Raw genomic sequence first — 25,137 nt, 5'->3', positions numbered from 1 at the left:
GGGGCGGGTGAGAGCGTAGGGCGAAGGCCGCTGCGCAGCCGGCCGCCGGAGGTGGAAGGTGAACGTCCCGGAACCGCTGCCGACGTCGCAGTCGGTGCGACTGGGCGTGCTCCTGGCGATGGTCGGCGGGGCGCTCGACGCCTACACCTTCGTCAGCCTGGACGGTGTCTTCGCCAACGCGCAGACGGGGAACGTGGTCCTGCTCGGCATCGAGGCGGCCCATGGGCAGTGGGTGCAGGCGTGGCGCCACGTCCCGCCGATCCTGGCGTTCATCGCGGGTGTCGTGACGGCGGAGACGCTCAAGCGTCCCCGGCTGGCCGACGCCGTGCGGTGGCCCCCCGTGGCGGCGCTGGTGCTGGAGATCGTGGTGCTGGCGGGCGTCGGGCTGCTGCCCGTCGGCGCTCCGGACGCCCTGGTCGTCGTACTGATCTCGTTCACCGCGTCCGTGCAGATCACCGCGTTCCGCAAGCTCGTGGACACCGCCTACAACAGCACGATGACGACGGGGAACCTGCGTACCGCGACGCAGAGCGCGTACGAGGCGCTCGTCGACGGCGACCGGGAGGCGGCGCGCCGGGCCGGGCAGTTCACGGCCGTCATCCTGGCGTTCCTGGCCGGCGCGCTGGGCGGTGCGGCCCTCACCGTGGCCGTGGGCGTGCGCGCGGTGTGGGCCGCCGCCGCGGTGCTGACCTGCGGCCTGGCGCTGTTCGTGCACGACGAACGCATGGCCCGCAGGCGGACCGCGGCGGCGGCCCGCACGGACACCCGGGGGTGAGCCCGGGTCAGCCCTGACGGGCCTTGAAGCGGGGGTTCTTCCTGTTGACGACGAACGTCACGCCCCGTCGCCGGACGACCTGCGCCCCCGGCTTGGACTTGAGCGCGCGCAACGACGTACGCACCTTCATGGCTGCGTTCTCCTTCGGTTCGGTCGGGCGTCGGTGGCCGCGGTCAGCGGCGCGCCGGAGCGAGGACCGTGGTCATCGCTCCTCGCGGAAGGCGACGTGCGCCCCCGCCACCGGGTCGTACTTGCGCAGGACCAGCCGGTCGGGGTCGTTGCGGCGGTTCTTGCGCGTCACATAGGTCACACCGGTCCCGGCCGTCGACTTCAGTGTCACGACGGGACGGACCTCGTTGCGGGCCATGGACTCTCCTCTCACCGGCAGCGCACCCACTGATCGGTGCATGCCAGTCACGAGGGCTACAACAGGAGACCTCCCCGGCGCATTCCCGGCGTGTCCTCGCACCGGACATGCGCGGCGCACCCGGGACTCCGTAGGCGAATCGCCCGATTCCGCACCGCGGGCGTCCGGTGATGCCCTACCGTGAAGCGCTCCCGAGCGCGCCTGCCGGACCCGTGTCACCGGGGTGGCGGGGTGCGGGTGGAAGGCGCGGACGCACACGGGAGGACGGGTGGAGACACGAGGCGGGGACCGCCCTCCGGACCCGGCACCCGGCCTCGTCCGGGACTCGGGGCAGGACCCCGGGTCCGAGCCGCAGCACATCGACTTCCGGTCCGGTACGTTCCACGGTCCCGTGGCCGGCAAAGTGATCGTGAACGGCTGCTCCCACGCCGTGCCCAGCGCGCTGTCCGCCCTGCCGGCCGCCCCCGCGGGATTCGCCGGCCGGGAGGCGGAGCTCGCCGTGCTCCTCGACGGACTGCGTCCGCCCGACGCGTCGGCGCCCGCCGACCCGCCGGTCATGTGGGCCGTGACCGGGCTGGGCGGCATCGGCAAGACGGCGCTCGCGCTGCGCGCCGCGCACCTCGCGCGCAAGCGGGGCTGGTTCACCGGCGGCACCCTCTTCCTCGACCTCGCCGGCTATGACGACACCCCCGTGACACCCGCCCACGCCGTCACCTCACTGCTGCACGCCCTCGGCGTCGGAGGCGTCCAACTGCCCGCCGACGAGGTCGACCAGTACACCCTGTACCGCAGTCTGTACCGCAGCCGGCTGGCCGGGCTCGCCGACCGCGGGGAGCGGGTGCTGCTGCTCCTGGACAACGTGTGCGACCCCGCCCAGCTCCTGCCCCTGCTGCCGGGCAGCGACCTGCACCGGGTCCTGTTCACCTCCCGCGAGTCGCACGACTCGCTGCCCGCCCGCGAACTCCCCCTGGAGCCGATGAGCCCCGGCGACTCCGCCGCGCTGGTCGCCAGGGCGCTGCGGCTGCGCGACCCGGACGACGACCGGCCGCTGCGCGAGGCCGGGTCCGTGGACGAACTGACCCGCCTGTGCGGTCATCTGCCGCTCGCGCTCCAGATCGCCGCCGCCCTGCTGCGCCGCCGTCGGCCCCGGCGCCCGGTCGCCTCGCTCGTCGCGGAGTTGCGCACCTGCGCCGACCGTACCGACGCCCTTTCCAGCCGTGGCGTCGACCAGTACGGCAGGACGCTGACCCTGGCGCCGGTCTTCGAGGTCTCCTTGCGGCGCCTGGCACCGGACCGGGCACGGGCGCTGTGTCTGCTGGCCCAGGTCCCCTGTGTGGACTACGGCACCGACACGGCGGCGGTCGTCACCGGGCTCGACGAACCGGCGGTGCTGGACGTGCTAGACGACCTCGCGTCCGCCCACCTGGTCACCGGGGAACGGCTCGCGGACGACCTGCCGGAACGCTGGCGCATCCACGACCTGGTCCGGGACTACGCGGCCGCCCGCGCCGTCGGCGACCCCCGGCTCGCCGCGGCCGGACGGGAGTCACGGGCCCGCACCCGGCGCCACTTCCACGCCCTGGCCGCCGACGCGGACCGGCGCCTCCAGGTCCGTACCCACGACCCGCTGCCCCGGACGCTCGCCGACCAGGCAGCCGCGCTGGCCTGGTTCGACACCGAGCGGGCGAACCTCGTCGCCGCCCCCCAGTGGCCCGCGGAGGGCGACGCGGACGTCTGCGTCGGTATCGCCCTGCACCTGGCCGAGTACCTGCGCTGGCGCCGCTACTTCGAGGACTGGGTCACCGTCGGCCGCACCGCCCGGGACATCGCGCACCGGCTGCGGGACCGGCCGGCGGAGGCGACCGTCTGCAACGACCTGGGCGGCGCGCTGCTGCGCGCCGAACGCCCCGACGAGGCGCTCGAACCGCTCGACCGCGCCGCCCGCCTGTACCACCTGGTCGGGGACGCGGCCGGCGAGGGCAGGGCGTGGAACAACCTCGGCCTCGCACAGCGAAGGGCGGGCCGGATCGAGCAGTCCCTCGCCAATCACCTGCGGGCCCGCGACCGCTTCCGTGCCACGGGGTACGCGTCCCACGAGGGCCGCGCCTGGCACAACTTCGGTCTCGCGCTGGCCGCCGGCGGCCGCCACCCGGAGGCCGCCGCCGCCTTCGAGCAGGCCTGCGCCCTGCACCGGACCACCGACCACGTGCTGTACGGCGACTCGCTCAACAGCCTCGGCTGCGCCTTGCTCAGATCCGGCCGGACCGCCGAGGCTCTCACCGCGCTACGGGACTCCGTACGCATCCGCCAGACGTACGACAACTGGTACGCCACCGGGCAGACCTGGAACAACCTCGCTCTCGCCCTGCGGACCGCGGGCCTGGACGACGAGGCGGCCGGGGCCCGTGAGCGCGCGGCCGAGGCCTGCGCCCGCGCCGGGATCACGGCGGAGATCTACGGACACCACGAGTGAACCTCGCCGGACCGCCACCACCCGACGACCGTCACCGCCCGATGACCGTGACCACCCGGCAGACTCACTGCCCATCAGACTCACTGCCCATCAGACTCACTGCCCATCAGACTCACTGCCCGACGGACTCACTGCCCGACGGACTCACCGGCCGACGAAGCTCGCCGCCCGCCGAGCTCACCGCCGAACGACCTCACCGCCGGCCCCCGCCGAGCTCACCGCCGAACCTCACTGCCGAACCCCCGCAGGACCCACCGCCTCCCGGCGCAGCGCGATCCACGCGGGGACCACGGACGAGACCACGGCGAGCGCCGCGCAGGCGCCGACGGCCCGGCCGAGGGCCGTCCAGGGGAGCTCGAGCACGGCCGGCACCGACAGCACGTGCAGAGCGCACCACATGCCCGCCGGGCCGGCGCCCGCGACCAGGAGTCCCAGCACGGCGCCGACCACGACGACCAGCAGCGACTCGGCGGCCACCAGCCTCAGCACCTGCCGCCGGGTCGCTCCGGCGAGCCGCAGCAGGGCCAGCTCACGGACCCGGTCGGCGGTCGCCATGATCATGGTGTTGGCCAGCGAGATACCCGTATAGAGGAGGGCGATGCCGAGGACCAGCAGCAGGCCGGTCCGGGTCGTCCGGTTGGTTTTCGGGACACTCGCCCGCACCCACTGCGACCCGGTCAGGACCCGGCCGCCCGAGGCGCGCACCGCCGTCCGCAGTCCGTCGGCCACGGCGGCCGGGTCGGCGCCGTCCGCGAGGGCGACGTCGACCCGGTCGACGCTCGCGCCCGGGGCGTTGCGCGGGGTGACGTAGACGCCGTCGCCGCCCGTGCCCTGCCGCAGCACGGCGGCGATCCGCAGCGTCCTGGGCGTGCCGTCACCGAGCCAGATCCGCACCAGCTGCCCCACGGTGTGCCGTTCCCACTCCTCGTCGACGACGATCGAGTCGTCGTCGAGGGCGCGCACGCTCCCGGCCACGACCGGAAGCTCGGTGGTGGCGGCCAGCAGCCGGGGATCGGCTGCCCGGGCCTCGTCCCTGCGGAGCGACACACCGTCCTCCAGGACGTGCACGGCGCTCGCCGAGGTCGCGGACACCTCGGCGCCGGACACCCCGCGCAGCCCGCGCAGCGTCGTCGCGTCGAAACCCGCGTCGCTCGCGGGGACGACGACGAAGGCGGCGGTCGTCCGTTCCCCGATCTCGGCGGCCTTCGCCCGGTCCAGGGTCGCGGTGGCCCCGAGGAGCGAGCCGGTGAGGGCGACGGTCACCAGGACCGGCGCGGCGATCGCGGCGGTACGGCGCACGCCCGCGGCGGCGTTCTCCCGTACGAGCATGCCGCCCGCGCCGGGCAGCCGGGCCGGCAGCCAGGCGAGCAGCCGGGTCAGCGGGCGCACCACGGCCGGGGCGAGCAGCGCCACCGCGCTGATCAGCAGCATCGGCCGGCTCACATAGGTCTTGCGGTGCAACAGGTCGGCCGGGTCGGTGAGCAGGGCGACGGCGCAGGTCACCACGGCGGTCAGCAGCAGTGCGGCGCCGGACAGCCATCGGCCCCACGTCATCGTCCGGGTGTCGACGGAGGCCTCGCGCAGCGCCTGGGCGGGACCGGTGCGGCCGGCCCGCCAGGACGCGGCCGTCGCACCGCCCAGCGCGACGAGCAGGCCGGTCGCGAAGGCCGCGCCGTACGGCCAGCCGGCGTCGCCCACGGTGAACCAGTCCGGGGCCAGACCCCCGCCGACCACCCAGGCGGCCAGCCGGGGTGCCTCGTGGCCGCCGAGCAGGCAGCCTGCGGCGGAGGCGAGCACGCCGACCAGGAGGGCCTCGGCGAAGACCGTCCGGCGGATCTGTCCCGGGGTCGCCCCGGCCGTGCGCAGCAGCCCGAACTCGCGACGCCGTCGGGCGACCGAGAACGCGAAGGTGGACGCCACCACGAACCCGGACACGAAGGTGGTCACCCCGCCGGCGGTGCCGAACATGGCGTTCATCGCGGTGAGGGCCTCGCGATCCCGGTCGAGGTCGGCGTCGGCCCGGCGGCGCGCGTCGCCCGTGAGGACCTGGACGCCGGTGCCGCCCACCGCCGTACGCACGGCCGACGCCTCGGCGTCCACCACCGCCTGGGTGCCGACCGGCATGATCCGGGCCGCGCGCCGGTCGGTGTAGAACACGGCGTTCTCGAAGCCGTGTCCGGCGACGGTGCCGACCACGCGCACGATGCCGTGATCGGTCCGTACGCGCTTGCCGGGCCGGGCCCAGTGGCCGCTGACGACGACCTCGTCGTCAGCGGTGGGCCCGCGTCCCGCGTCGATCTCGTACGGTGCGAACGCGGCGGTGGACCAGGGGTGGCCCACCAGGTCGCCGGGGCCGCCCCGGGCGCGTACGGCGAACGACCGGTCCTCGACGACGGTGCCGAGCCGCCTCAGCCGCGCGAGGACGTCGGCGGGCAGGGCGCGCGGCCGGTCGAGCGTGCGCACCCGGTCGCCGTGCGGGGTGGACACGCGCAGGGTGTCGGAGGCCTTCACCACGACGGGCGCGGCGGCGAACCGCTCCGGGTTCCGGTCGGGCGCGTGCAGCGTGGCGGCCAGGGCCAGACCCATCACGGTGGTCAGCGCGACGCCGAGCGCGAGGGCGACGAAGCTGCCGACGAAGGTGATCCAGCGGCTGCGCAGGGTGCACAGGGCGACGGTCAGCACGGCCTTGCCTCCAGCTTCGTCATACGCGTGGCGATGTCGTCGGCGCGGGCCCCGGCCACATCGCTCTCGATCCGCCCGTCGACGAGGAAGACGACGCGGTCGGCGTACGAGGCGGCGACCGGGTCGTGCGTGACCATGACGACCGTGCGGCCCTCGGCGTCGACCATGGCGCGCAGCAGCTTCAGCACCTCACGGCCGGTGTGCGTGTCGAGGGCGCCGGTCGGCTCGTCGCCGAAGAGCACCTCGGGACGGGTGATCAGGGCACGGGCCAGGGCGACGCGCTGCTGCTGGCCGCCGGACAGCTCCGCCGGCCGGTGCCGCGCCCGGTCCCCCAGGCCGACCTGTTCGAGCGCCTCCCGCACCCGGGCCCGGGACGGGCGGCGGCGGGCGAGCCGCAGGGGCAGCGCCACGTTCTGCTCGGCGGTCAGGGACGGCAGCAGGTTGAACGACTGGAACACGAACCCGATGCGTTCACGGCGCAGCAGGGTCAGCCGGGTCTCGGTCAGCCGCGTCAGGTCGGTCCCGCCCACGACGACCGAACCCGAGGTGGGGCGGTCCAGCCCGGCGGCGCACTGCAACAGGGTCGACTTGCCCGAGCCGGAGGGGCCCATGACGGCGGTGAACGTGCCCTGCGGGACGGCGAACGAGACCTGGTCGAGCGCCGTCACCTCGCCGTCTCCCACCCCGTACCGCCTGCTGACGGAGTGCAATCGGATGGCGTCCTTGATCATCTGTCCCCACAGTCGTCGATGTCCGTGCTGCCCGGCTTCTCGCTGTCCGTGCTGCCCGGTGGCCGGTGCTGTTCGCCGGCCGGTGCTGCCCGGTGGCCGGTGCTGTTCGGTGAGCACACGAAACCGCGTGACGGCGGTCCCGCGCAGTGCGGCAGGGGCGAGACCTGGGGTAGGGCAGGCACTACCCCAGGAGCTCCGCCTGGGCCGATGGCACCGGCCGGACCGGAGCTTCTACGGTGATCACATGCGCCCTCGGAACGTATGGCAGGCCATGGCCGGACCGGGTTTCCTGCTCTCGCTCTGGCCGTGGCGGTCGGCCGTCTACCTGCTCACCGGCGTACCGGCCGGGGTGCTCGCCCTCGTGGGGATCGTGAGCACGACGGCGGTCGGCTGCGCCCTCGCCCTCGTGCTCGTGGGGCTCCCCCTGCTCGGCTGTGCGGCCCTGGCCGGGATTCCGGTGGCGTGGGCGGAGCGGCACCGACTGCGCCTGGTCGACCGTGACCCGGCCGCCGGCCGTCACCGGGTGCCCGCCGCACGGGGTCTGTGGCCCTGGCTGACGACGCGGCTGCGGGAACGGGCCACCTGGCGGGAGCTCGGATACGCGCTGCTGTTCGCCGTCGTGCTGTGGCCGGTCGACGCCCTCGCGCTCACGGTCGGGCTGCTCGTCCCCCTGTCGGTGATCGCGACCCCGCTGCTGCTGGCGACCGTCGGCGACGGCCGGGAGACCAAGGTGCTCAAGGTCTGGACGGTCACCACCTGGCCGGCCGCCTCCGGGCTCGCCGTGCTCGGGCTGGCCCTGCTGCTCCTGGGCGGCTACGCCCTGGCGGCGGTCGCCGGCGGCCGGGCCGAGCTGACCCGGTTGCTGATCGCGCCGCGCGAGGGCGATCCGGACGAGCGGGTCGTGGAGCTGACGCGCTCCCGCGTCCGGCTGGTGGACGCCTTCGAGTCGGAACGCCGGCGGATCGAGCGTGATCTGCACGACGGGGCGCAACAACGGCTGGTGGCGCTGACGATGACGCTGGGTCTGGCCCGTCTGGACGCGCCGCCGGGACCGCTCGCCGACCAGCTCGCGAAGGCCTATCAGCAGGCGGGCGAGGCACTGGCGGAGCTGCGGGAGCTCGTCCACGGCATCCATCCCAGGGTGCTGGCGGACTACGGCCTCCCGGCGGCGGTCGCCGACGCGGCGGAGCGTTCCGCGGTTCCCGTGGACGTCGACCTGGACCTGTCCGTCCGGCTGCCCGAGAGCGTCGAGGCCGCCGCGTACTTCGTCGTCTGCGAGGCCCTGGCCAACATCGCCAGGCACAGTGGCGCCCATCGCGCGGAGGTGACCGGGGAGCATCGCGACGGACGCCTGTTCCTGCGGGTGCGCGACGACGGCCGGGGCGGCGCGGCCGCCGGGAACGGCAGTGGGCTCACCGGACTTGCGGACCGGGTGTCGGTGCTCGATGGCAGACTCTCCCTGTCCAGTCCACCGGGCGGACCGACCCTCTTGTCTGTGGAGTTCCCTTGCGAGCCGACCGACCGCTGCGCGTAGTGCTGGCCGAGGACAGTGTGCTGTTGCGGGAAGGGCTCATCGGACTGCTCGACCGCTGCGGACACGAGGTGGTCGCGGCGGTCGGCGACGCGGTGGCGCTGGTCGACGCGGTCGAGAAGCACGCCCCCGACATCGTCGTGACCGACGTGCGGATGCCCCCGGGGTTCCAGGACGAGGGACTGCACGCCGCGGTCCGGTTGCGGGAGCGGCGGCCGGGGCTGCCCGTGCTGGTGCTCAGCCAGTACGTGCAGCGGACGTACGCCGCCGAACTGCTGGACTCCGGCGACGGAACGGCGGTCGGCTACCTGCTCAAGGACCGGGTCGGCCAGGTCGAGGAGTTCATGGACACCCTGGGCGAGGTCGCGGCCGGCGGCACGGTCGTCGACCCCGAGGTCGTACGCCAGTTGCTGCGCCGCCGCCGGGATCCGCTGCGACGGCTCACACCGCGCGAGCGGGAGGTCCTGGCCCTGATCGCGGAGGGCAGGTCGAACGGGTCGATCGCCCGCGCACTCGTGGTGTCCGAGGCGGCCGTCGGCAAGCACATCGGCAGCATCCTCGGCAAGCTGGACCTGCCGCAGACGGACGAGACCCATCGCAGGGTGCTGGCGGTCCTCGCGTTCCTGCGGGCCTGACCGGGCACCCCTCGGGACGCCTCGCACCCCGCGCGGATGCGCACCGGTGCCCGGGGGGCGCATTCTTTCTGTGTCGCCCGCGTGTCGCCCACGTGAGCGGCTCCAGAACGGGGACGAGGTAGGGCCGATGTGACTGGGAGCGCCGGGAGCGGGGCAGGAACCGGACGGCTGGCCGGGCTGCTGACCCAGGCCGCGGCGGAGGCGGTCCGGACGGCCGAAGGGCCGGTCGCGGGTGTCTACCTGCGGGCCGGCACACCCGGCCTGCTGCGGCTCGCCGTCCTCGCCGGGCTGCCCGCGCCGCTGTTCCACCCCTGGTGGCGGCTGCATGTGAACCGGCCCTTCCCGGTGGCCGACGCCTACCGGCTCGGGGTCCAGGTGATCCTGCCCAACGCGACCGAGGCGATGCGGCGCTACCCCCAGTTCGCGGCGGGGCTGCCCTTCCAGTTCGGTTCCCTCTACGTGCCGGTCGTCGGCGGGGCCGGGCCGCTCGGCGTCTTCACGATGCTGCGCCCCGCCGCGGCCGACGCCGCCGAGTTGCGGGCGGACCGGGAGCAGCTCACCCGTCTGGCCGCCGACCTGGGCCGGTCGCTGCACCGGCTGGAGGGCGAGGGACCACCGTTGGCCTGGGACGAGCGGCCTCTGTCCGTGCGGACACCGGCCGTCGGGCCGGCCTCGGACCGCTCGGCGGGCTTCTCCTGGGACCCGGCCACGGACCTGGTCACGCCCGACCGTGAGGTGCACGCCCTGCTGGGCCTGCCCCCGGGAGAGTTCCCGGCCACCCTGCGCGACCTGGCCCGCACCCTCGCCCCCACCGACTCCCCGCAGCTCCTGGCCCTGCTGCGGGAGACCGCCGAGGGCAGACCGCCGCCCCTGTCCGTGCCGGTGAGGGCGGCGGACGGCGCGCTCCGGCTGCTGCGGCTGCGGGCCCCCGAGCCGGGTGCCGGGCCCGACGGAGCGGGCGCCGGGGGCGTGCTGCGCGACCCGAGGGCCGACTCGCCCGCCGACGCGGCGGCCGGTCTGCTGCCGGAGGGTGTGTTCTGTCTGGACCGGCTGGGCCTGGTCGTGTACGCCAATCCGCGGGCCGCGCACCTGCTGGGGCTGTCCCGGACCCGGCTGCTGGGCCGTGCGCTGTGGGACAGCGCCCCCTGGCTGCGCCAGCCCGCGTTCGAGGAGCATCTGCGCGGCGCCCTGCTGGCGCCCGACCCCGTGCACTTCCACGTCCGGCGCCCGGCCGCGGACGACGAGCAGACCTTCGAGGGCGAGTGGCTCGCCGTGTCGGTCTACCCCGGTTCCAACATTCTGACCTGCACCGTCATGCCGTCGAACCGGATCGCCGAACCGGTCGACGTGCGCCGGACGGCACCGGAGGAGCCTCCGGCCGCCGGCCTGCCCCGGATCGGCGGCCTGCTGTCGGGCACCGCCCCCACGCCCCCGCAGTACCGGCCGATCGTGCTCGCGATCGCGCTGACCGAGGCGGTGACCGCCCGGCAGGTGTCCGCGGTGGTGATGCAGGAGCTGCTGCCCGCGTTCGGCGGGCGCAGCCTCGCCATCTACCTGTTGCAGGACCGGCATCTGTACCTGGCCTGGGAGAGCGGCTTCCCGGAGGGCTTCCTCGCCCCCTTCGAGGGGGTGGGTCTGGACGCCCGGCTGCCGGGCGTCGAGACCCTCACCACCGGCCGCCCGCTGTTCTTCGACTCCATACAGCAGATGCAGGCCGCGTACCCCGGGATGGCGGTCGACGCCACGCAGGGCGCCCGGGTCTTCCTGCCGCTGATCGCCTCCGGCCGCCCGGTCGGCTCCTGCATCCTCGGCTTCGACCGGCCGCACAGCTTCAGCACCGAGGAACGCACGGTGCTCACCGCGCTCGCCGGGCTGATCGCCCACGCGATGGAGAAGGCGCAGCGCTACGACACCGAGGCCGCGCTCGCCCGTGGGCTCCAGCAGGCCCTGCTGCCCCGGCGGCTGTCCTCGCATCCGCTGCTGGAGACCGCCGGGCGGTACCTGCCCGGCACCCAGGGCATGGACGTCGGCGGCGACTGGTACGACGTCGTCGAGGCGGGGGACGGGCTGGCCCTGGTGATCGGGGACGTCCAGGGGCACGGGGTGCAGGCGGCCGCCACCATGGGGCAGCTGCGCAGCGCCGTCCGTGCCTTCGCCCTCGGCGGTCATCCGCCCGACGAGGTCATGAGCGGGACCAACCGGCTTCTCGTCGACCTGGACGCCGGCCAGTTCGCCAGCTGCTGCTACCTGCGGCTGGACCCCGCGACCGGTCGGCTGTGGGTCGCCCGCGCGGGACACCCGCCTCCCCTGCTGCGCCAGGCCGACGGGTGTGCGCAGGTCGTGGACATCCCCGGCGGCGTCGTCCTCGGCGTGACCCCCGACGCCCACTACCCGGTGATGGAGCTGCGGCTGGAACCCGGCGCGATCCTCGCCCTGTACACCGACGGGCTGGTCGAGCGGCCCGGCTTCGACATCGACGACGGCATCGACACGCTGCGCGAGGCGCTGGACCGGGCCGCCGGCGCGGGCGCCCCGCGGGGCGAGCAGTCCCTGGGGGATCTCGCCGACCGGCTCACCGCGACCGCCCGGCACGCCGTCGACCGGCCCGACGACATCGCGCTGCTCCTGGCCACCCGCCACACCGCACCCCGGCACCGAGGCTGACATCGCGGGGGAGCCCGAGGGGTGAGGGGGACGCCACACGCGGTGACGCCCCTCGCCTCGGGGAGTCCGGCAGTGTAGACAGGGCACATGGTCCGACTCCTGGGTCGAGTGGGGGCTGAGTCAACCCGTCCGGACGGTCGCGGCGTGCCGCGCGCGCCGGACCGCGCCGACGACGCGCGCGGGCGGCGGACGCGGGTGCCGTCCGGCGCGCCGGACGGACCGCGCGCCGACGGGGAGCGGCCGCGCCGCGAAAAACCCGGGCGACTGCGGTCCGCGCTGGGTGGACGCAGCCTCGCCGCGCAGGTGTTCGTACTGAACGTGGTCATCGTGGTGCTGCTGGCCGTGGCCGCGGTGGTGGCGCTGGTGCTCCAGGTGCGGCACGACACGACCGCGGAGGCCCGCAGCCGTTCGCTCGCCGTCGCAGAGACCTACGCCCACTCCCCCGGCATCCACGCGGCGCTGCGCAGCGCGCATCCCACGGCCGTGCTCCAGCCGTCCGCCGAGGCGGCCCGCAAGGCCGCGGACGTCGACTTCATCGTCGTGACGAACGCCGAAGGGATCCGCTACACGCACCCCAGACCGGACCGCATCGGCAAACAGTTCGTCGGGACGCTGCAACCCGCGCAGGCCGGTGGCACGGTGGTCGAGGAGGTCGACGGGACCATCGGGCGGCTGGTGCAGGCCGTGGTGCCGGTCAAGGCGCCGGACGGAAAGGTCGAGGGCCTGGTCTCGGCCGGGATCACCACCGAGCACGTGGGCGGTGCCGCGGAGCGGGAGCTGCCGCTGATGCTGGGCGCCGCGGCCGCGGGCCTCGGGCTGGCCACGGCGGGCACGGCGCTGGTGAGCAGACGGCTGCTGCGGCAGACGCACGGCCTCGGCCCGCACGAGATGACCCGGATGTACGAGCACCACGACGCGGTGCTGCACTGCGTACGGGAGGGGGTGCTCATCGTCGGCGGCGACGGCGACCTGCTGCTCGCCAACGACGAGGCGCGCCGGCTGCTGGACCTGCCGGCGGACGCCGAGGGCCGCGACGTGCGCGACCTCGGCCTCGATCCGGGCACCGCCGAGCTGCTCGCCTCGGGCCGGGTCGCGACGGACGAGGTGTTCCTGGTCGGCGACCGGCTGCTGGCGGTCAACCACCGGCCCACGGACCTGGCGGGCGGGCCGGCCGGCAGCGTGGCCACGCTGCGCGACTCCACCGAGCTGCGGGCCCTGTCCGGCCGGGCGGAGGCGGCGCGCGAACGCCTCGACATGGTCTACGCCGCCGGGGTGGGCATCGGCACGAGCCTGGACGTGACCCGGACCGCCGAGGAGCTGACCGTCATCGCCGTGCCGCGGTTCGCGGACTTCGCCACCGTGGACCTGTTCGACGCCGTGGTCGGCGGCGACGAGCCGAAGCCGGGCGACGCGCTGCACCGTATCGCCTCGGGCGGCATCCACGGCGGCGCACCGCTCTACCCGCTCGGCTCCCGGATCAGGTTCGTCGCGTCCTCGCCGCAGGCGCGCAGCCTCGCCACCGGCCGGGCGGTGCTGGAGCCGTGGCTGGACCGGGCGGCGGGCTGGCGTGCGCAGGACCGGGAGCGCACCGAGCAGGTGGTGGAGTACGGCATCCACTCGCTGATCACCGTTCCGGTGCGGACGGGGTCGCTGATCCTGGGCGTGGTCAGCTTCTGGCGTTCGCAGCGGCCCGAACCGTTCCACGAGGACGAGGTGACCCTCGCCGAGGAGCTGGTCGCCCGCGCCGCGGTGTCCATCGACAACGCCCGCCGCTACACGCGCGAGCACAGTACGGCGGAGGCGTTGCAGCGCAGTCTGCTGCCGCGCAGCCTGCCCGAGCAGGACGCCCTGGACGTCGCCTACCGCTATCTGCCCGCGCAGGCGGGCGTCGGCGGCGACTGGTTCGACGTGCTGCCGCTGTCCGGCGCCCGGGTGGCGCTGGTCGTGGGCGACGTGGTGGGCCACGGGCTGCACGCGGCGGCCACGATGGGCCGGCTCCGCACGGCGGTGCACAACTTCTCCGCCCTGGACCTGGCGCCCGCCGAGCTGCTCGCCCTGCTCGACGAGCTGGTCGGCCGTATCGACCAGGACGAGTCGGCGGAGGGGGCCGGCGCGCCGGTCAGCGGCGCGACCTGTCTGTACGCGGTCTACGACCCGGTGTCCGGGCGCTGTGCGCTGGCCCGCGCGGGCCATCCGCCGCCGGCCGTGATCCGGCCCGACGGCCGGGTGGACTTCGTCGACGTGCCGGCCGGTCCGCCGCTCGGGATCGGCGGGATGCCCTTCGAGACGGCCGAGGTGGAGCTGGCGGAGGGCAGTCGGCTGGTGCTGTACACCGACGGGCTGATCGAGGACCGGGCGCGGGACATCGACGTGGGTCTGGAGCTGCTGCGCACCGCTCTGGGGCGGGCCGGGGACTCCCCCGAGGCCACCTGCCGGACCGTGCTCGACGAGCTGCTCCCCGACCGGCCGGGCGACGACATCGCGCTGCTCGTGGCGCGTACCCGGGTGCTCGGCGCCGACCGGGTCTCGGAGTGGGAGGTGCCGATGGATCCGGCGGCGGTGCAGGACGTACGGGCCCGGGTGGCGCGCCGGCTGGCGGAGTGGGGCCTGGCGGAGCTGACCTTCGCCTCGGAGCTGATCCTCAGTGAGCTGGTCACCAACGCGATCCGCTACGGTGGCGCTCCCCTGCGCGTCCGCCTGCTGCGCGACCGCAGTCTGATCTGCGAGGTCTTCGACAGCGGCAGCACCTCGCCGCATCTGCGGCACGCGGCGACGACGGACGAGGGCGGTCGCGGGCTGTTCCTGGTGGCGCAGCTGGCCGAACGCTGGGGCACCCGGTACACGTCCGACGGCAAGGTCATCTGGGCCGAGCAGCCGCTTCCCTGACGCCCGCCGTCTACCCATAAACGAGGCTTATGGGTCCATAGACCGGACCCGCGTACCAACTAAGGTTTGCCTCAGTTTAGGCTTCCCGTCGAGTCGCTTGTCATCGCTCGAAGGGAACCTGATCATGCCCCGCCCCCTGCGGGTAGCCATCGTCGGAGCCGGCCCCGCCGGGATCTACGCCGCCGACGCGCTGCTGAAGTCCGAAGTGGCCGCCGAACCCGGTGTCTCGATCGACCTCTTCGAGCGCATGCCGGCCCCGTTCGGCCTGATCCGCTACGGCGTCGCGCCCGACCACCCCCGCATCAAGGGCATCATCACCGCCCTGCACCAGGTGCTCGACAAGCCGCAGATCCGCCTCTTCGGCAACGTCGACTACCCGACCGACATCAGCCTGGACGACCTGCGCGCCTTCTACGACGCCGTGATCTTCTCCACCGGCGCGACGGCCGACCGGGAGATGCGCATACCCGGCATCGAGCTCGACGGCTCCTACGGCGCCGCCGACTTCGTGTCCTGGTACGACGGCCACCCGGACGTCCCGCGCACCTGGCCGCTGGAGGCCGAGAAGGTCGCCGTCCTCGGCGTCGGCAACGTGGCGCTCGACGTGGCGCGCATCCTGGCCAAGACGGCGGACGAGCTGTTGCCCACCGAGATCCCGCCGAACGTCCACGAGGGTCTGAAGGCGAACAAGGCGGTGGAGATCCACGTCTTCGGCCGCCGCGGCCCGGCCCAGGCGAAGTTCAGCCCGATGGAGCTGCGGGAGCTGGACCACTCCCCCACCATCGAGGTCATCGTCGACCCCGAGGACATCGACTACGACGACGGCTCCATCGCCACCCGGCGCGGCAACAAGCAGGCCGACATGGTCGCCAAGACGCTGGAGAACTGGGCGATCCGCGACATCGGCGACCGTCCCCACAAACTGTTCCTGCACTTCTTCGAGTCGCCGGCCGAGGTCCTCGGCGAGGACGGCAAGGTCGTCGGTCTGCGCACCGAGCGCACGGCCCTGGACGGCACGGGGAACGTCAAGGGCACCGGCGAGTTCAAGGACTGGGACGTCAGCGCGGTCTACCGGGCCGTCGGCTACCTGTCCGACAAGCTGCCCAAGCTGCCGTGGGACGTCGACTCCGGCACGGTCCCGGACCAGGGCGGCCGGGTCGTCGAGGAGAGCGGCGCGCACCTTCAGTCGGTCTACGTCACCGGCTGGATCCGGCGCGGCCCGGTGGGCCTGATCGGCCACACCAAGGGCGACGCCAACGAGACGGTCGCCAACCTCCTGGACGACCACGCGAACGGCCGCCTGGGCGTGCCCGCCTCGCCCGAGCCCGAGGCCGTGGACGCGTTCCTCGCGGAGCGCAGTGTCCGCTTCACCACCTGGGAGGGCTGGTACAAGCTGGACGCCGCCGAGAAGGCGCTGGGCGAACCCCAGGGCCGGGAGCGCGTGAAGCTCGTCGAGCGCGAGGACATGCTCCGGGAGAGCGGCGCCTGAGACGACGCACCGGCCGGCCCGTGGGCGACCACGGCCGGCCGCCCCGCGGGGCCCGGCGGCACACCTGCCGCCGGGCCCCGCACCCGTCTCACTTACCGGCCCCCGCGCCCGTCTCTTTTACCCGGCCCGCCCGCCGTCCGCCCGGCCCGCGCGCCGTCCGTCCGGGTCGCCCGCTTGCCCGGGCCGCCCGCCGGCCCGTGCCTCGTGCCTGCCCCTCGGGCCGTCGTACGGGAACGGTCGCGGTCGCCGCGGGAAACCGGGTGAAGTCCGCACCGATGGCTGCTAGCTTCCCCCGGTGTTCACCCTCCACGAGCCGCCCCTGTTCACCCGTCTGCGTGACGCACGGCGGATCCTCGTCGCCGGCGCGGGCGGCGGATTCGACATCTACGCCGGGCTGCCGCTGGCCCTCGCCCTACGGGCGGCCGGCAAGGAGGTCCAGCTGGCGAACCTGTCCTTCGCCGACCTGTACGGACTGGACCTGGACGTGTGGCTGGAGCAGGACGTGGCCGCGATCCGCCCGGACACCGTCGCGCGCGGCGACTACTTCCCCGAGCGCACCCTCGCCCGGTGGCTGGAGCTGCACGGCATGCCGTCCACGGTGTACGCGCTGTCCCGTACGGGCGTCACCCCGCTGCGCGCCGCCTACCGCGCGCTCCTGGACCACCTCGGCGGGGTCGACGCGATCGTGCTGGTGGACGGCGGCACCGACATCCTCATGCGCGGGGACGAGGACGGGCTCGGCACCCCCGAGGAGGACATGGCCAGCCTGGGCGCCGTGGCCGGTCTCGACGAGGTGGAGCAGCGACTGGTGGCGTGTCTCGGCTTCGGCGTCGACGCCCATCACGGGGTCAACCACGCGCTGGTGCTGGAGAACCTGGCCGCGCTCCAGCGCGAGGGTGCCTGGCTGGGCGCGTTCTCGCTGCCGTACGACAGCAGTGAGGGCGCCCTCTACGTCGACGCGGTCGCCCACGCCCAGCACAGCACGCCGGACCACCCGAGCATCGTGAACGGCTCCGTGGCCGCCGCCGTGCGCGGCGATTTCGGCGACGTGCGGTTCACCGAGCGGACGAGGAACAGCCGGCTGTTCGTCAACCCGCTGATGGCCGTGTACTTCTGCGTCGACGCGGTCGGTCTGGCCCGTCGCAACCTTTATCTGGACCGGATCGAGCACACCGTCCTGACCCGGCAGATCAGCTCCGTCATAGCGGAGTTCCGCGACGACCTGCCGAGCCTGCGCCCGCCGCGCGTGTTCCCGCACTGAGCGGGGCCGACCTCGACAGCAGTACGAGGCCGCCCGCGCCCGCCAGGCCCGCCAGGCCCGCCAGCATGCAGACCAGGCTCAGCGCGGGGCCGGACGACCAGTCGACGGAGCGCGCGTGGACGGCGAGGACGAGCGTCACGGCGAGCGCGGTCCCGGGCAGGGCCGGCAGGGCCGGGCGGGTGCGGGCGAGATCGTCCTCGGCGAGGGCGCCGAGCACGCCGGTGCCCAGGGCGAGGGCCCACACCCCGAGCGCCTGGGCGTCGGGCCGGCCGACGTCCCAGGGGACGAAGGCGGCCCAGAGTCCCGGTCGCAGCAGCAGGCCCGTGCCGATGCCCAGCCAGGCCGAGCCGAGCACGGCCAGCGGCGGCTTCGACCAGCCGGGCAGCGGCAGCGCGCGGGGCCGCGCCGGGCGGGCGGCACCGAGATGCTGCCGGGTCAGGGTGGCGAGCGCGGCCACGCACAGCACTCCCAGCACGAACAGCCAGCCCAGGCTGAACAGCACCGGGACGATGCCGCCGCCGCGGGCGACGTACAGCCGTCCGGCGTTGAGCAGGGTCACGGCGAACAGGCCGACGAGCACGACGCCGAGGGCGTACACGAGCGTACGTACGTCCTGCCAGCGGGCGGCCCGGCCGACGGCGAACAGGCCCGGGGAGGTGCCCGGCATCGCCGCGCCGACCAGGCCGGGGCTGAGGGAGCCGGGCGACGGCCAGGCGCCGAGGACATGACCGGTGAGGCTGACGGCGGCCAGCGGTCCGCCGACCAGGACGCTGATCACCGCCACCGCCGTGGCCAGGACCGCCACCCCGGCGGTCAGCGGCCGTCCCCGTCCGGGGCGGGCGTGGCGGGAGCGTCCGGCATGAGGTTGTCCCTCCGATCCGTTCGAGTCGGCTTCGCTGGACGGCACCAACGTGTTCGATCGCCGCGTTCGATCGCGAGGGCGATCGCGGTCGATCCGTTCCGGGCTACGCCACCGTTCCGCCGACCGGCGACGCGACTAGGGCGTGTTTCGAAAGTCCCGTCTGCCCGGCGACGCCTGGCACGCGCGCTCGCCGCGTTGTCGGGATCACCCCGATACATCCAGTATCGGGGCGACCCTCCGCCTTGCGATCGCACGCACCAGACGCCGCCGGGCCCGCCCTTCGGGCGGACGACGCTACTTTCGAAACACGCCCTAGCAGCGCGCCGGGAGCCGCCCGCCTGAGCACCTCGCGGGCGTACACGACCCGCAGGCTCACCACGGCCGTCGCGGCGAACGCCAGGACGCCGCAGCCGATCGACACCCCGGCGACGAGCGCCGTGTGCGGATCGAGTCCCAGCCCCCGTTCCAGCAGCGGGGCCGTGCCGGCCGACAGCACCGGGGCCAGGCACAGGCCCGTCAGTTGCAGCAGCCACTCCTCCCGGGCCCAGGCGCGTCCCTGCCGTCCGGCGCGTCGGGCGCCCACGGCCATGACGGCGTAGGCGGCCGCGTACGGCAGCAGATAGGCCCACAGCAGCCGCCGCCCCGGGCCCGCCGCCTCCAGGAAGGTGTGCGTGATCCGGGCGAGGGCCGCCGCGCCGGCCAGATGGGCGGCGGCCAGTACCGGCAGCGGTACCCACGAACGGCCCGCGCCGGACAGCCGCCCGCGCCGGTCCAGGGTGCGCGAGGCGACGAGCGCGCCCAGGGCGACCACCGAGCCCAGGTGCATGATCGCCACCTGGTTGACGTCCGTCATGGGCAGCCCCGGCAGCAGCCACGGCAGCGCGCCCCACTCCAGCCGCAGCAGCGGAGCGGTCAGCAGGAAGCCGTAGCACAGCAGCATCCAGCGCTGGTGCAGGTCGGGGAAGCCGCCGACGGCCGCGAGGACGCCGAACGTCACGCTGAACACCGTGCCGACCAGGATGACGGCGAGCACGATCCAGAACGCCGCGCCGCTGAACGCGTCCGCGGGCGCGGTCCGGGCGAGGTACACTCCGGCGCCCGCCATCGAGGCGTACACGGTCACCGCGAAGACCACGCCGAGGATCCGGTGCGCCCGCGCCCGCCCGCGGGCGGCCGTCAGCAGCTGCGCGGGACCCAGCAGCATGAGCAGGCCGCCGAGCACGGAGTGCACGATCATCGGCAGCAGGCTGTGCCGGTACGGACCGATCCTGGTCGCCAGCGCGTCGGCCGCGTACCGGGGCGAGACCGCGCGGCCGAGCAGCCACTCGCCGAAGGCGGGCGCGCCGGGACGGGCGTAGGGCCACAGCTCGGTCATCGCGATCGGCGCGTAGGCCACGCAGACCGCGGACACCGCGACGACGGCGCCACGGCGCCGGCCGGCCCTCGTCGGACGACGCACGACGGCTCCCTGCCCGCGGCCGGACCCGGCCACCGATAGTCTCTTCTGGACTATCGAGAAGGTAGGGGTGACCCGGCCGCGCGTCAACGGTCCCGCGTACGTTCCTCACGGCGGCCCACCCAGTCCCAGAAGTCGGCCATCATCCGTTCGTAGCGCAGGCCGAACTCCAGGGCCTCGCGCTGACCGGGGGTCAGCAGGTCGCCCACGCTCGCGGCGAGTTCCTCGTAGGTGCGCAGGGTGCGGGCATGGGCGTCCAGCTGTTCCGGGACCAGCACGTCGGGGCTGCCGCCGAACCACAGTTTGAGGATGCCGCGTTCCCTGGCCTCCACCGGCACGAACTCCGGGTCGTCGAGCCAGCCGCGCAGCGCGCTCCGGCCGGACTCGGTCAGCGTCAGCACCCGGCGGTTGCGGCCGCTCTCCTGCCGCACCTGGGCCAGCAGGCCAGCCGCCAGCAGACGGTCGCACTGCGCGTACACCTGGGCGTGCGGTACGGACCAGAACGGCGCGACCGTACGGGCCGCCTCCACCTTCACGTCGTACGCACTCGCCTCGCCGAGCTTGTCGATGATGCCGAGGACGAGGAAGGAGGAGGTGGTCAACCGGGCGTCGGACATGGGCTGACCGTATCGTCCCGGAACCCGGCCCCGGACGGACGGCGCAGCCGGCCGCGGGGCGCCGCCCGAGGCCGGCTGCGCCGGGCGGGCGAGCCGGGGCACCGGAGCGCCGCACGGCGGGCCGCGTGCGGGGAGGGAGCGCGCGGCCGCCGCGCGACGGGTTGTGCGCCGGAGCGGCGGCCCGCGCCGACGTGGGCCAATCCGTGGTCGCGCAGATGCTGCGAGTGCGGCCGGGGCGGGTAGATCTCCTTCAGCGGCTTTCCGCCCGACACCTCCCGCGAAGGACACAAGGCCTTGGCTCTCACCTACCCCGACGCACCCTCAGCCCGTCGTCCCGGCAGGTCCTGGACGATCCGGGTGACGGGACATCGCGACCGTACCGCCACCGTGAGCTGCTCCTCGGCGTGCAGCATGCCTCCCCGTTCCCGCGACATCGCCGCCCTGCGCCGGTTCGCCGAAGCCCACGCCGCCGCCCACGCCAAGGCGGCGTCGGTGCGTCCCGACGCGGCCTGTTCGTGCCGTCAGCAGCGCTGCGTGCTGCACGAGAACACCAGGGTGTCCTGCGGGGGCGTGGTGCTCCTCGTCCTGCGCCACGATCCCTCGGTGGGTCAGGTGTGGACGCTCAGCGAGGTCTGCTCCGCGTGCGCCCCCTTGATGCCCCACACCCGGGTGCTGGGCCGGGCCGCGCCGCTCGCGAGGCCGGCCGAGCCGGGCATAAAGCCCGTGCCCCCGGGGTCTCGGGCGGCGACGCGCCTGGTCCCCGGTGGGTTCAGCGGGCCGCCCGGTGACGGCGCGCCCGACCGCGCGGTGCGCGGCCGACGCGGACGTCGCTGACCCGGGACGGCCTGCTCAGATCTCCAGCTCGTTCTCGATCTTGCGCAGCTGGTGCCGCGCCATCGCCAGGTTGGCGCGGTTGGACTCCAGCACGAGGTAGAGGAACAGCCCCGACCCGTCACGCCCCTTCAGCAGCCGGATCAGGTGGTACTGGCTGCTCAGGGTGATCAGGATGTCCTCGATCTCGCCCTGGAGACCGAGGTGTTCCATCGTGCGCAGCTTGGAGCGCACGACATCGGTGTTGCCCGCCGCCGCGACCTCCAGGTCGAAGTCCTTGCCGCCGCCGAGCGTGCCCAGCGCCATGCCGCTGGTGTAGTCGACGAGGGCTGCCGCGGTCGCGCCGTCGATGGAGCTGAGGCATTCCTTGAGGGAGACTTCCAGGTTGGCCATGTCTCATGTCCTTTCAGATCGAGGGGGGTTGAACAGGAGCGAGATGGTTCGGGGCGGCGTTCCGGCGGCCGCGGACCTCGGGCCCTGAGCCGTTGCCTGTTGCCTGTTGCCTGTTGCGGCACTAGTTGCCGGCCTCGGGCCGCAGCCAGTGCCGGGACTGCTGTGGTATCCGCAGCGGAAGGGTGCCGAGCGCGCGCCCCGGGTCGGCGGGGGGCGGCGGATCGTCCGGGAGCGCCCGCCGGGGGCGGCGCACGCCCGCGTCGGAATCGGCCTGGGCCGCGACGAGTTCGGCGATCCGCGCGCCGCTGCGTCTGCCCTCCAGATGGAGCCGGCCGACGTTGGCTCGGTCGTCGGCGAGCAGGGTGAGCACGGCGGACGGCCCCGCCGCGTACGTCGCCACGTAGCCGTCGGTGCCGCGCACCAGCAGTTCGCAGAACTCGCCGCGCCGGGCGGTGTCCACCATGCGGTGGGCGACGCCGAGGGCTGCCGCGGTGAGCGCCGCCAGCCCCTCCGTCTCGGCGTCCGGCAGGTCCTGGGCGAGGACGAGACCGTCGGCGCTGGCCGCCAGGGATCCCGCGAGCAGGGGTATACGGGTGCGCAGTCGGCGTAGTTCGCTCAGGACGTCGGCTTCGACGGCCATGACCAGTCTCCTTTCGGCACGCTGTCGTCGCGCGCGGATCACAGGGCCTCCAGGGCGTCTCGAAGCCGCCGCAGGAGGGCGGTGTCGATCTCGTCCTGGGCCGCCGGTTGCCAGGGAAGGGCCGGGGCGGGGGGCACGGGCGGGGCGGATACGGTGGTGACGAGGCCGTCGGCGGCCAGGCGCCGCAGTTCGACGAGCGTGGGGAACGTCCGCCAGGCCAGCGCCGAGGCGATCTCGGCGGCCGTGCGCACTCCGTCGACCTGCGCCAGCGCGCGGCCGCGCCGGGTGGGCAGCGCCGCCGCGCGGACGCCGGGCACCCGCACGAGGGGGGCGTTGTCGATGTCGGGCTCGGGCCAGATGCGCTGGAGCTGGTCACGCCGCCGCTGCGACTCCCGTACGACGGTGTCCACCGGCACGGGCCGGACCGCACCGAGCCAGTGCCCGATGTCGGGGCGGAAGCGCGGCGCGCGGCCGGTACGGCCGAGGGCGAAGTACGCGGCGTCGAACAGCACGCCCAGGTGGCACAGTTCCAGCGCTCCGGCGGCGAGCCGCCCGCTGTCGACGAGTTGCCGGCCGACGCTGCGGCGCCTGCCGCCCCGGTCGAGTGCCTCCTGCCAGCCGTCGGGGTCGACGGCACCGCTGCCGGTGAGCAGCAGGCCCAGGTCGGGGGCGAACGGGGAGTCCACGTGCGCGACGCGTCCGGCCACCAGGTAGAAGGTGCCGCGCTCTCCGCTGAGGGCACCGGTCGCGCGGTCGGCGGCGAGGCTTTCGAGCGAGTTCAGGACGGTGGCGTCCGTCAGCGGTAACGGGGTCATCCGAGCACCAGCCGATTCGCCGTCTCGGCCAGTCGGATGCGTGCCAGGGCCAGGTTTCCGTCGGCGCGGTTCAGCCAGAGGTGGAGGAAGACGCTGCTGTCGAAGGGGGTGGAGACGAAGGTGAGCACGTGGTACGAGTCGGGGGTCGTGACGATCACGTCCTGGACGGGCGGTGCCGTGCCCGGGTCGGGCTCCGGCCCGTCACCGACGTCCTCGGGTGCGAAGGAGCGGCTCTCCAGCGCGGCCCGCGCGAACTCCGCGGTCTCCGCGGCCGCGGCCTCGTGGTCCCCGCCGGACGCCTCGCCGACCACGCCCAGGGCGAGCCCACTGACCCAGTCGATCACCGCGGCGCCTCGGGCACCGGGCACCCGCATGGCGTCCAGCAGACTCTCGTCGATTCCGGGCACGCAGGAACCCCCCTCCCCGCACGGATGTATCGCGAACGTGATGTTGAGACTACGGAATGTGTCGGCTGCGGGTGAGGGCTTTGGCATTTTCCAAAGGAACATGCGCAGTTATGGCCGAGGACGATCGCCGGCCGGACCGGCCCTGAGGGAGCGCGCAGGTCCGCCCCTCCCGGCCCGGAGGGGACCCGTCCGTCCACGACCGCCAGGCGCCCGAGCGGGACCGGTCACGGGTGTGCGCCGGTGGTACACCGAGAACCTCGCGCACCACATGGGTGCGACGCGCCGGACCACCCCCGCCTGGCCGTACGCACCCCGGGACGACGATACTGGTTCTCGCACGTCGTCCCCGCACCACAGATGGACTCATGCCGACCTCTCCCACCGCGCAGCCCACCCTTCCCCCGACGGTCTGGCTCGTCCGGGGCCGCCATCTCGGCCCGGCAGCGGCCGACGCCCTGCGCAAGAACCTCCGTACGCTCAAGGACACCGAGGTGGTCCTGGACTGGCTGGAGGTACCGGAGTCCGACAGTGCCCCGGACGAGCGGATCTTCGAGGCCCGCTGGCTGGTCGGGCCGCAGGTGACCGTGCGGGCGCGGCTGACGCTCACCGAGGACACGGCCTTCGGGCAGGACTGGACGCTGGTCGCGGAGGCCGAGCAGCCGTGGGACCAGCGCTGGCCCTCCCCGGCCACCATGTTCTGGCCGCAGGAGCGGGACACCGCCTGGGACCACGAGGCCACCACCCGCCTGCGGTTCCTGGACACCAACCCGCTCCCCGAGGACGACAAGGAGCTGCGGCGTCTGCTGCGCTCCGCGGTGCGCGGCAGCTGGGCCGTCCATCTCGTCGTCCACGAGGCCATGACCCCCGACCAGCGGGGGCGCCGCCCGCTGACCCCGCTGCTCGGACCCGGTCTGCACCACCGGGTGGTGGAGCACCGGGCCGCGCCGCACCAGCTGCGCTCGGTGAACTGGGCGCTGCGCGAGTTCGGGGTGGAACTGCCGCGCGGCGGCGCCGTGGTGCTGCCCGGGACCCCGGTCGCGCCCGACCACGACGCGTCCGCGTTCGCCGTACGCAGTGTCTTCCTGGACGGCTCGGAGCCGACCGAGGTGCTCGACGCGGTGACACGTTTCGCCGCGTCGCCCCGGCCGCTGCCGGCCGGCGCCGAGGCCGCCCTGACCCGGCTGCGGGAGGACTGGCGGCTGCTGACGCTGGAGGAGGAACTGGACCGCGAGCGCAAGCTCGTGGCGATGTACGCCGAGGCGCTCGAGGCCATGACGCAGTCCCGCGATCTGTACCGGGAGGCCGCCGAGCGGGCCAACGAGGCGCTGGCCGCGTACCGCGAGGGCGCCGGAAGTCGACCCCCGGCCCCCCGCGCGGGCGGCTCCCCGTTCCAGCAGTTGACGCGCACGCTGGAACGCTTCAAGGCCGGCCCGAAGGGCGGGCGCCCCTGGGCGGCCCCGGCCGCCACGGACACCCCGCCCCCGCCCACCACCCCGGACGAGCCCGCCGGAGCGGCCGGGACGACGAGCACGACGGGTACGGCAGGCGTGGCAGGTACGGCGGGCACGCCGGGTACGACGCATGCGGAGCCTCCGGCCGATCGCTGAGCGCGGCGGTCGTTC

21 protein-coding genes are annotated in these 25,137 nt (G+C 74.4%); 10 read left to right on the top strand and 11 right to left on the bottom strand.

Annotated features, from left to right (window positions below; translation table 11 throughout):
• Window positions 1-58: 58 nt before the first annotated feature.
• Window positions 59-775 carry a YoaK family protein gene (locus tag ACZ60B_RS14205; protein WP_469386590.1) on the top strand — a complete coding sequence of 239 codons (717 nt, stop codon included), beginning with the start codon at window positions 59-61 and terminating at the stop codon, window positions 773-775.
• A gap of 7 nt (window positions 776-782) precedes the next feature.
• On the opposite strand, the gene ACZ60B_RS14200 is transcribed toward ACZ60B_RS14205, so the two are convergent.
• Together ACZ60B_RS14200 and rpmG are read right to left on the bottom strand one after the other, a co-directional pair.
• Window positions 783-905 carry a 50S ribosomal protein L36 gene (locus ACZ60B_RS14200; protein ID WP_469386588.1) on the bottom strand — a complete coding sequence of 41 codons (123 nt, stop codon included), beginning with the start codon at window positions 903-905 and terminating at the stop codon, window positions 783-785.
• A 72-nt stretch (window positions 906-977) separates the two neighbouring features.
• Window positions 978-1,142 (bottom strand): 50S ribosomal protein L33, encoded by a 165-nt coding sequence (gene rpmG, locus ACZ60B_RS14195; protein WP_469386586.1) that lies wholly within the window; start codon window positions 1,140-1,142, stop codon window positions 978-980.
• Between the two features lie 391 nt (window positions 1,143-1,533).
• Here rpmG and ACZ60B_RS14190 point away from each other — a divergent pair, with 391 nt between their 5' ends.
• Window positions 1,534-3,615: a tetratricopeptide repeat protein gene (locus ACZ60B_RS14190; RefSeq protein ID WP_469386585.1), complete on the top strand. Its 2,082-nt coding sequence runs from the start codon at window positions 1,534-1,536 to the stop codon at window positions 3,613-3,615.
• A 228-nt stretch (window positions 3,616-3,843) separates the two neighbouring features.
• On the opposite strand, the gene ACZ60B_RS14185 is transcribed toward ACZ60B_RS14190, so the two are convergent.
• Together ACZ60B_RS14185 and ACZ60B_RS14180 are read right to left on the bottom strand one after the other, a co-directional pair.
• Window positions 3,844-6,297 carry an FtsX-like permease family protein gene (locus tag ACZ60B_RS14185; protein WP_469386582.1) on the bottom strand — a complete coding sequence of 818 codons (2,454 nt, stop codon included), beginning with the start codon at window positions 6,295-6,297 and terminating at the stop codon, window positions 3,844-3,846.
• Window positions 6,291-7,028 (bottom strand): ABC transporter ATP-binding protein, encoded by a 738-nt coding sequence (locus tag ACZ60B_RS14180; protein WP_469386580.1) that lies wholly within the window; start codon window positions 7,026-7,028, stop codon window positions 6,291-6,293. Before ACZ60B_RS14180 ends, ACZ60B_RS14185 begins: the two co-directional genes overlap by 7 nt.
• A 244-nt stretch (window positions 7,029-7,272) precedes the next feature.
• On the opposite strand from ACZ60B_RS14180, the gene ACZ60B_RS14175 reads away from it, so the two are divergent.
• From ACZ60B_RS14175 to ACZ60B_RS14150, 6 genes are all read left to right on the top strand, one after another.
• Entirely contained in the window at window positions 7,273-8,562 is a 1,290-nt protein-coding gene (locus tag ACZ60B_RS14175; protein ID WP_469386579.1) for a sensor histidine kinase, read from the top strand.
• The gene (locus tag ACZ60B_RS14170) at window positions 8,562-9,194 is read left to right on the top strand and encodes a response regulator (RefSeq protein WP_469386659.1); all 633 of its coding nucleotides are present in this window, start codon (window positions 8,562-8,564) and stop codon (window positions 9,192-9,194) included. The genes ACZ60B_RS14175 and ACZ60B_RS14170 overlap by 1 nt, the downstream gene beginning before the upstream one ends.
• Before the next feature lie 129 nt (window positions 9,195-9,323).
• On the top strand, window positions 9,324-11,858 hold the full coding sequence (locus ACZ60B_RS14165; RefSeq protein WP_469386577.1) for a SpoIIE family protein phosphatase: 2,535 nt from the start codon (window positions 9,324-9,326) through the stop codon (window positions 11,856-11,858).
• 87 nt (window positions 11,859-11,945) lie between these two features.
• A complete protein-coding gene (locus ACZ60B_RS14160) occupies window positions 11,946-14,744 on the top strand; it encodes a SpoIIE family protein phosphatase (protein ID WP_469386575.1) in 2,799 nt (932 codons plus the stop codon).
• Window positions 14,745-14,868: 124 nt separating this feature from the next.
• Window positions 14,869-16,233 (top strand): FAD-dependent oxidoreductase, encoded by a 1,365-nt coding sequence (locus tag ACZ60B_RS14155; protein ID WP_469386573.1) that lies wholly within the window; start codon window positions 14,869-14,871, stop codon window positions 16,231-16,233.
• Window positions 16,234-16,528: 295 nt separating this feature from the next.
• Window positions 16,529-17,494, top strand: coding sequence for a DUF1152 domain-containing protein (locus ACZ60B_RS14150; RefSeq protein ID WP_469386571.1), 966 nt, complete (start codon window positions 16,529-16,531; stop codon window positions 17,492-17,494).
• On the opposite strand, the gene ACZ60B_RS14145 is transcribed toward ACZ60B_RS14150, so the two are convergent.
• From ACZ60B_RS14145 to ACZ60B_RS14135, 3 genes are all read right to left on the bottom strand, one after another.
• On the bottom strand, window positions 17,433-18,401 hold the full coding sequence (locus ACZ60B_RS14145; protein WP_469386569.1) for a serine/threonine-protein kinase: 969 nt from the start codon (window positions 18,399-18,401) through the stop codon (window positions 17,433-17,435). The genes ACZ60B_RS14150 and ACZ60B_RS14145 overlap by 62 nt on opposite strands.
• 58 nt (window positions 18,402-18,459) lie before the next feature.
• Entirely contained in the window at window positions 18,460-19,815 is a 1,356-nt protein-coding gene (locus ACZ60B_RS14140) for a DUF2306 domain-containing protein (RefSeq protein WP_469386567.1), read from the bottom strand.
• An 83-nt stretch (window positions 19,816-19,898) separates the two neighbouring features.
• Complete coding sequence (locus ACZ60B_RS14135) at window positions 19,899-20,429, bottom strand: helix-turn-helix transcriptional regulator (protein WP_469386565.1); 531 nt, start codon at window positions 20,427-20,429, stop codon at window positions 19,899-19,901.
• Window positions 20,430-20,840: 411 nt separating this feature from the next.
• Between ACZ60B_RS14135 and ACZ60B_RS14130 the strand changes: the two genes are divergently transcribed.
• The gene (locus ACZ60B_RS14130; protein WP_469386563.1) at window positions 20,841-21,263 is read left to right on the top strand and encodes a hypothetical protein; all 423 of its coding nucleotides are present in this window, start codon (window positions 20,841-20,843) and stop codon (window positions 21,261-21,263) included.
• A gap of 15 nt (window positions 21,264-21,278) precedes the next feature.
• Here the strand turns inward: ACZ60B_RS14130 and ACZ60B_RS14125 are convergent, their stop codons facing one another.
• The 4 genes from ACZ60B_RS14125 to ACZ60B_RS14110 all read right to left on the bottom strand — a co-directional run bounded on the left by ACZ60B_RS14125 (window position 21,279) and on the right by ACZ60B_RS14110 (window position 23,515).
• Window positions 21,279-21,653: a roadblock/LC7 domain-containing protein gene (locus tag ACZ60B_RS14125; RefSeq protein ID WP_450664444.1), complete on the bottom strand. Its 375-nt coding sequence runs from the start codon at window positions 21,651-21,653 to the stop codon at window positions 21,279-21,281.
• Between the two features lie 121 nt (window positions 21,654-21,774).
• Window positions 21,775-22,293, bottom strand: coding sequence for a roadblock/LC7 domain-containing protein (locus ACZ60B_RS14120; RefSeq protein ID WP_469386561.1), 519 nt, complete (start codon window positions 22,291-22,293; stop codon window positions 21,775-21,777).
• 38 nt (window positions 22,294-22,331) lie between these two features.
• Window positions 22,332-23,108, bottom strand: coding sequence for a hypothetical protein (locus ACZ60B_RS14115; RefSeq protein ID WP_469386559.1), 777 nt, complete (start codon window positions 23,106-23,108; stop codon window positions 22,332-22,334).
• Window positions 23,105-23,515, bottom strand: a complete 411-nt coding sequence (locus tag ACZ60B_RS14110) for a hypothetical protein (protein WP_469386557.1) — start codon at window positions 23,513-23,515, stop codon at window positions 23,105-23,107. The genes ACZ60B_RS14115 and ACZ60B_RS14110 overlap by 4 nt, the downstream gene beginning before the upstream one ends.
• Window positions 23,516-23,880: 365 nt before the next feature.
• On the opposite strand from ACZ60B_RS14110, the gene ACZ60B_RS14105 reads away from it, so the two are divergent.
• On the top strand, window positions 23,881-25,122 hold the full coding sequence (locus ACZ60B_RS14105) for a hypothetical protein (protein WP_469386555.1): 1,242 nt from the start codon (window positions 23,881-23,883) through the stop codon (window positions 25,120-25,122).
• The last annotated feature ends 15 nt before the right edge of the window (window positions 25,123-25,137 follow it).

It is taken from the genome of Streptomyces sp. NPDC104096, from assembly GCF_055584385.1.
The sequence above is the reverse complement of the archived record's forward strand: the minus strand, read 5'-3'. Positions and strand labels throughout refer to the sequence as shown.

Bases quoted from the DNA above. Each gene is read 5' to 3' on its own strand.
- ACZ60B_RS14130 (WP_469386563.1), top strand. From the start codon at position 20,841: ATGCCTCCCCGTTCCCGCGACATCGCCGCCCTGCGCCGGTTCGCCGAA.
- ACZ60B_RS14200 (WP_469386588.1), bottom strand. From the start codon at position 905: ATGAAGGTGCGTACGTCGTTGCGCGCGCTCAAGTCCAAGCCGGGGGCG.
- ACZ60B_RS14175 (WP_469386579.1), top strand. From the start codon at position 7,273: ATGCGCCCTCGGAACGTATGGCAGGCCATGGCCGGACCGGGTTTCCTG.
- ACZ60B_RS14135 (WP_469386565.1), bottom strand. From the start codon at position 20,429: ATGTCCGACGCCCGGTTGACCACCTCCTCCTTCCTCGTCCTCGGCATC.
- rpmG (WP_469386586.1), bottom strand. From the start codon at position 1,142: ATGGCCCGCAACGAGGTCCGTCCCGTCGTGACACTGAAGTCGACGGCC.
- ACZ60B_RS14115 (WP_469386559.1), bottom strand. From the start codon at position 23,108: ATGACCCCGTTACCGCTGACGGACGCCACCGTCCTGAACTCGCTCGAA.
- ACZ60B_RS14180 (WP_469386580.1), bottom strand. From the start codon at position 7,028: ATGATCAAGGACGCCATCCGATTGCACTCCGTCAGCAGGCGGTACGGG.
- ACZ60B_RS14160 (WP_469386575.1), top strand. From the start codon at position 11,946: ATGGTCCGACTCCTGGGTCGAGTGGGGGCTGAGTCAACCCGTCCGGAC.
- ACZ60B_RS14120 (WP_469386561.1), bottom strand. From the start codon at position 22,293: ATGGCCGTCGAAGCCGACGTCCTGAGCGAACTACGCCGACTGCGCACC.
- ACZ60B_RS14125 (WP_450664444.1), bottom strand. From the start codon at position 21,653: ATGGCCAACCTGGAAGTCTCCCTCAAGGAATGCCTCAGCTCCATCGAC.
- ACZ60B_RS14155 (WP_469386573.1), top strand. From the start codon at position 14,869: ATGCCCCGCCCCCTGCGGGTAGCCATCGTCGGAGCCGGCCCCGCCGGG.
- ACZ60B_RS14105 (WP_469386555.1), top strand. From the start codon at position 23,881: ATGCCGACCTCTCCCACCGCGCAGCCCACCCTTCCCCCGACGGTCTGG.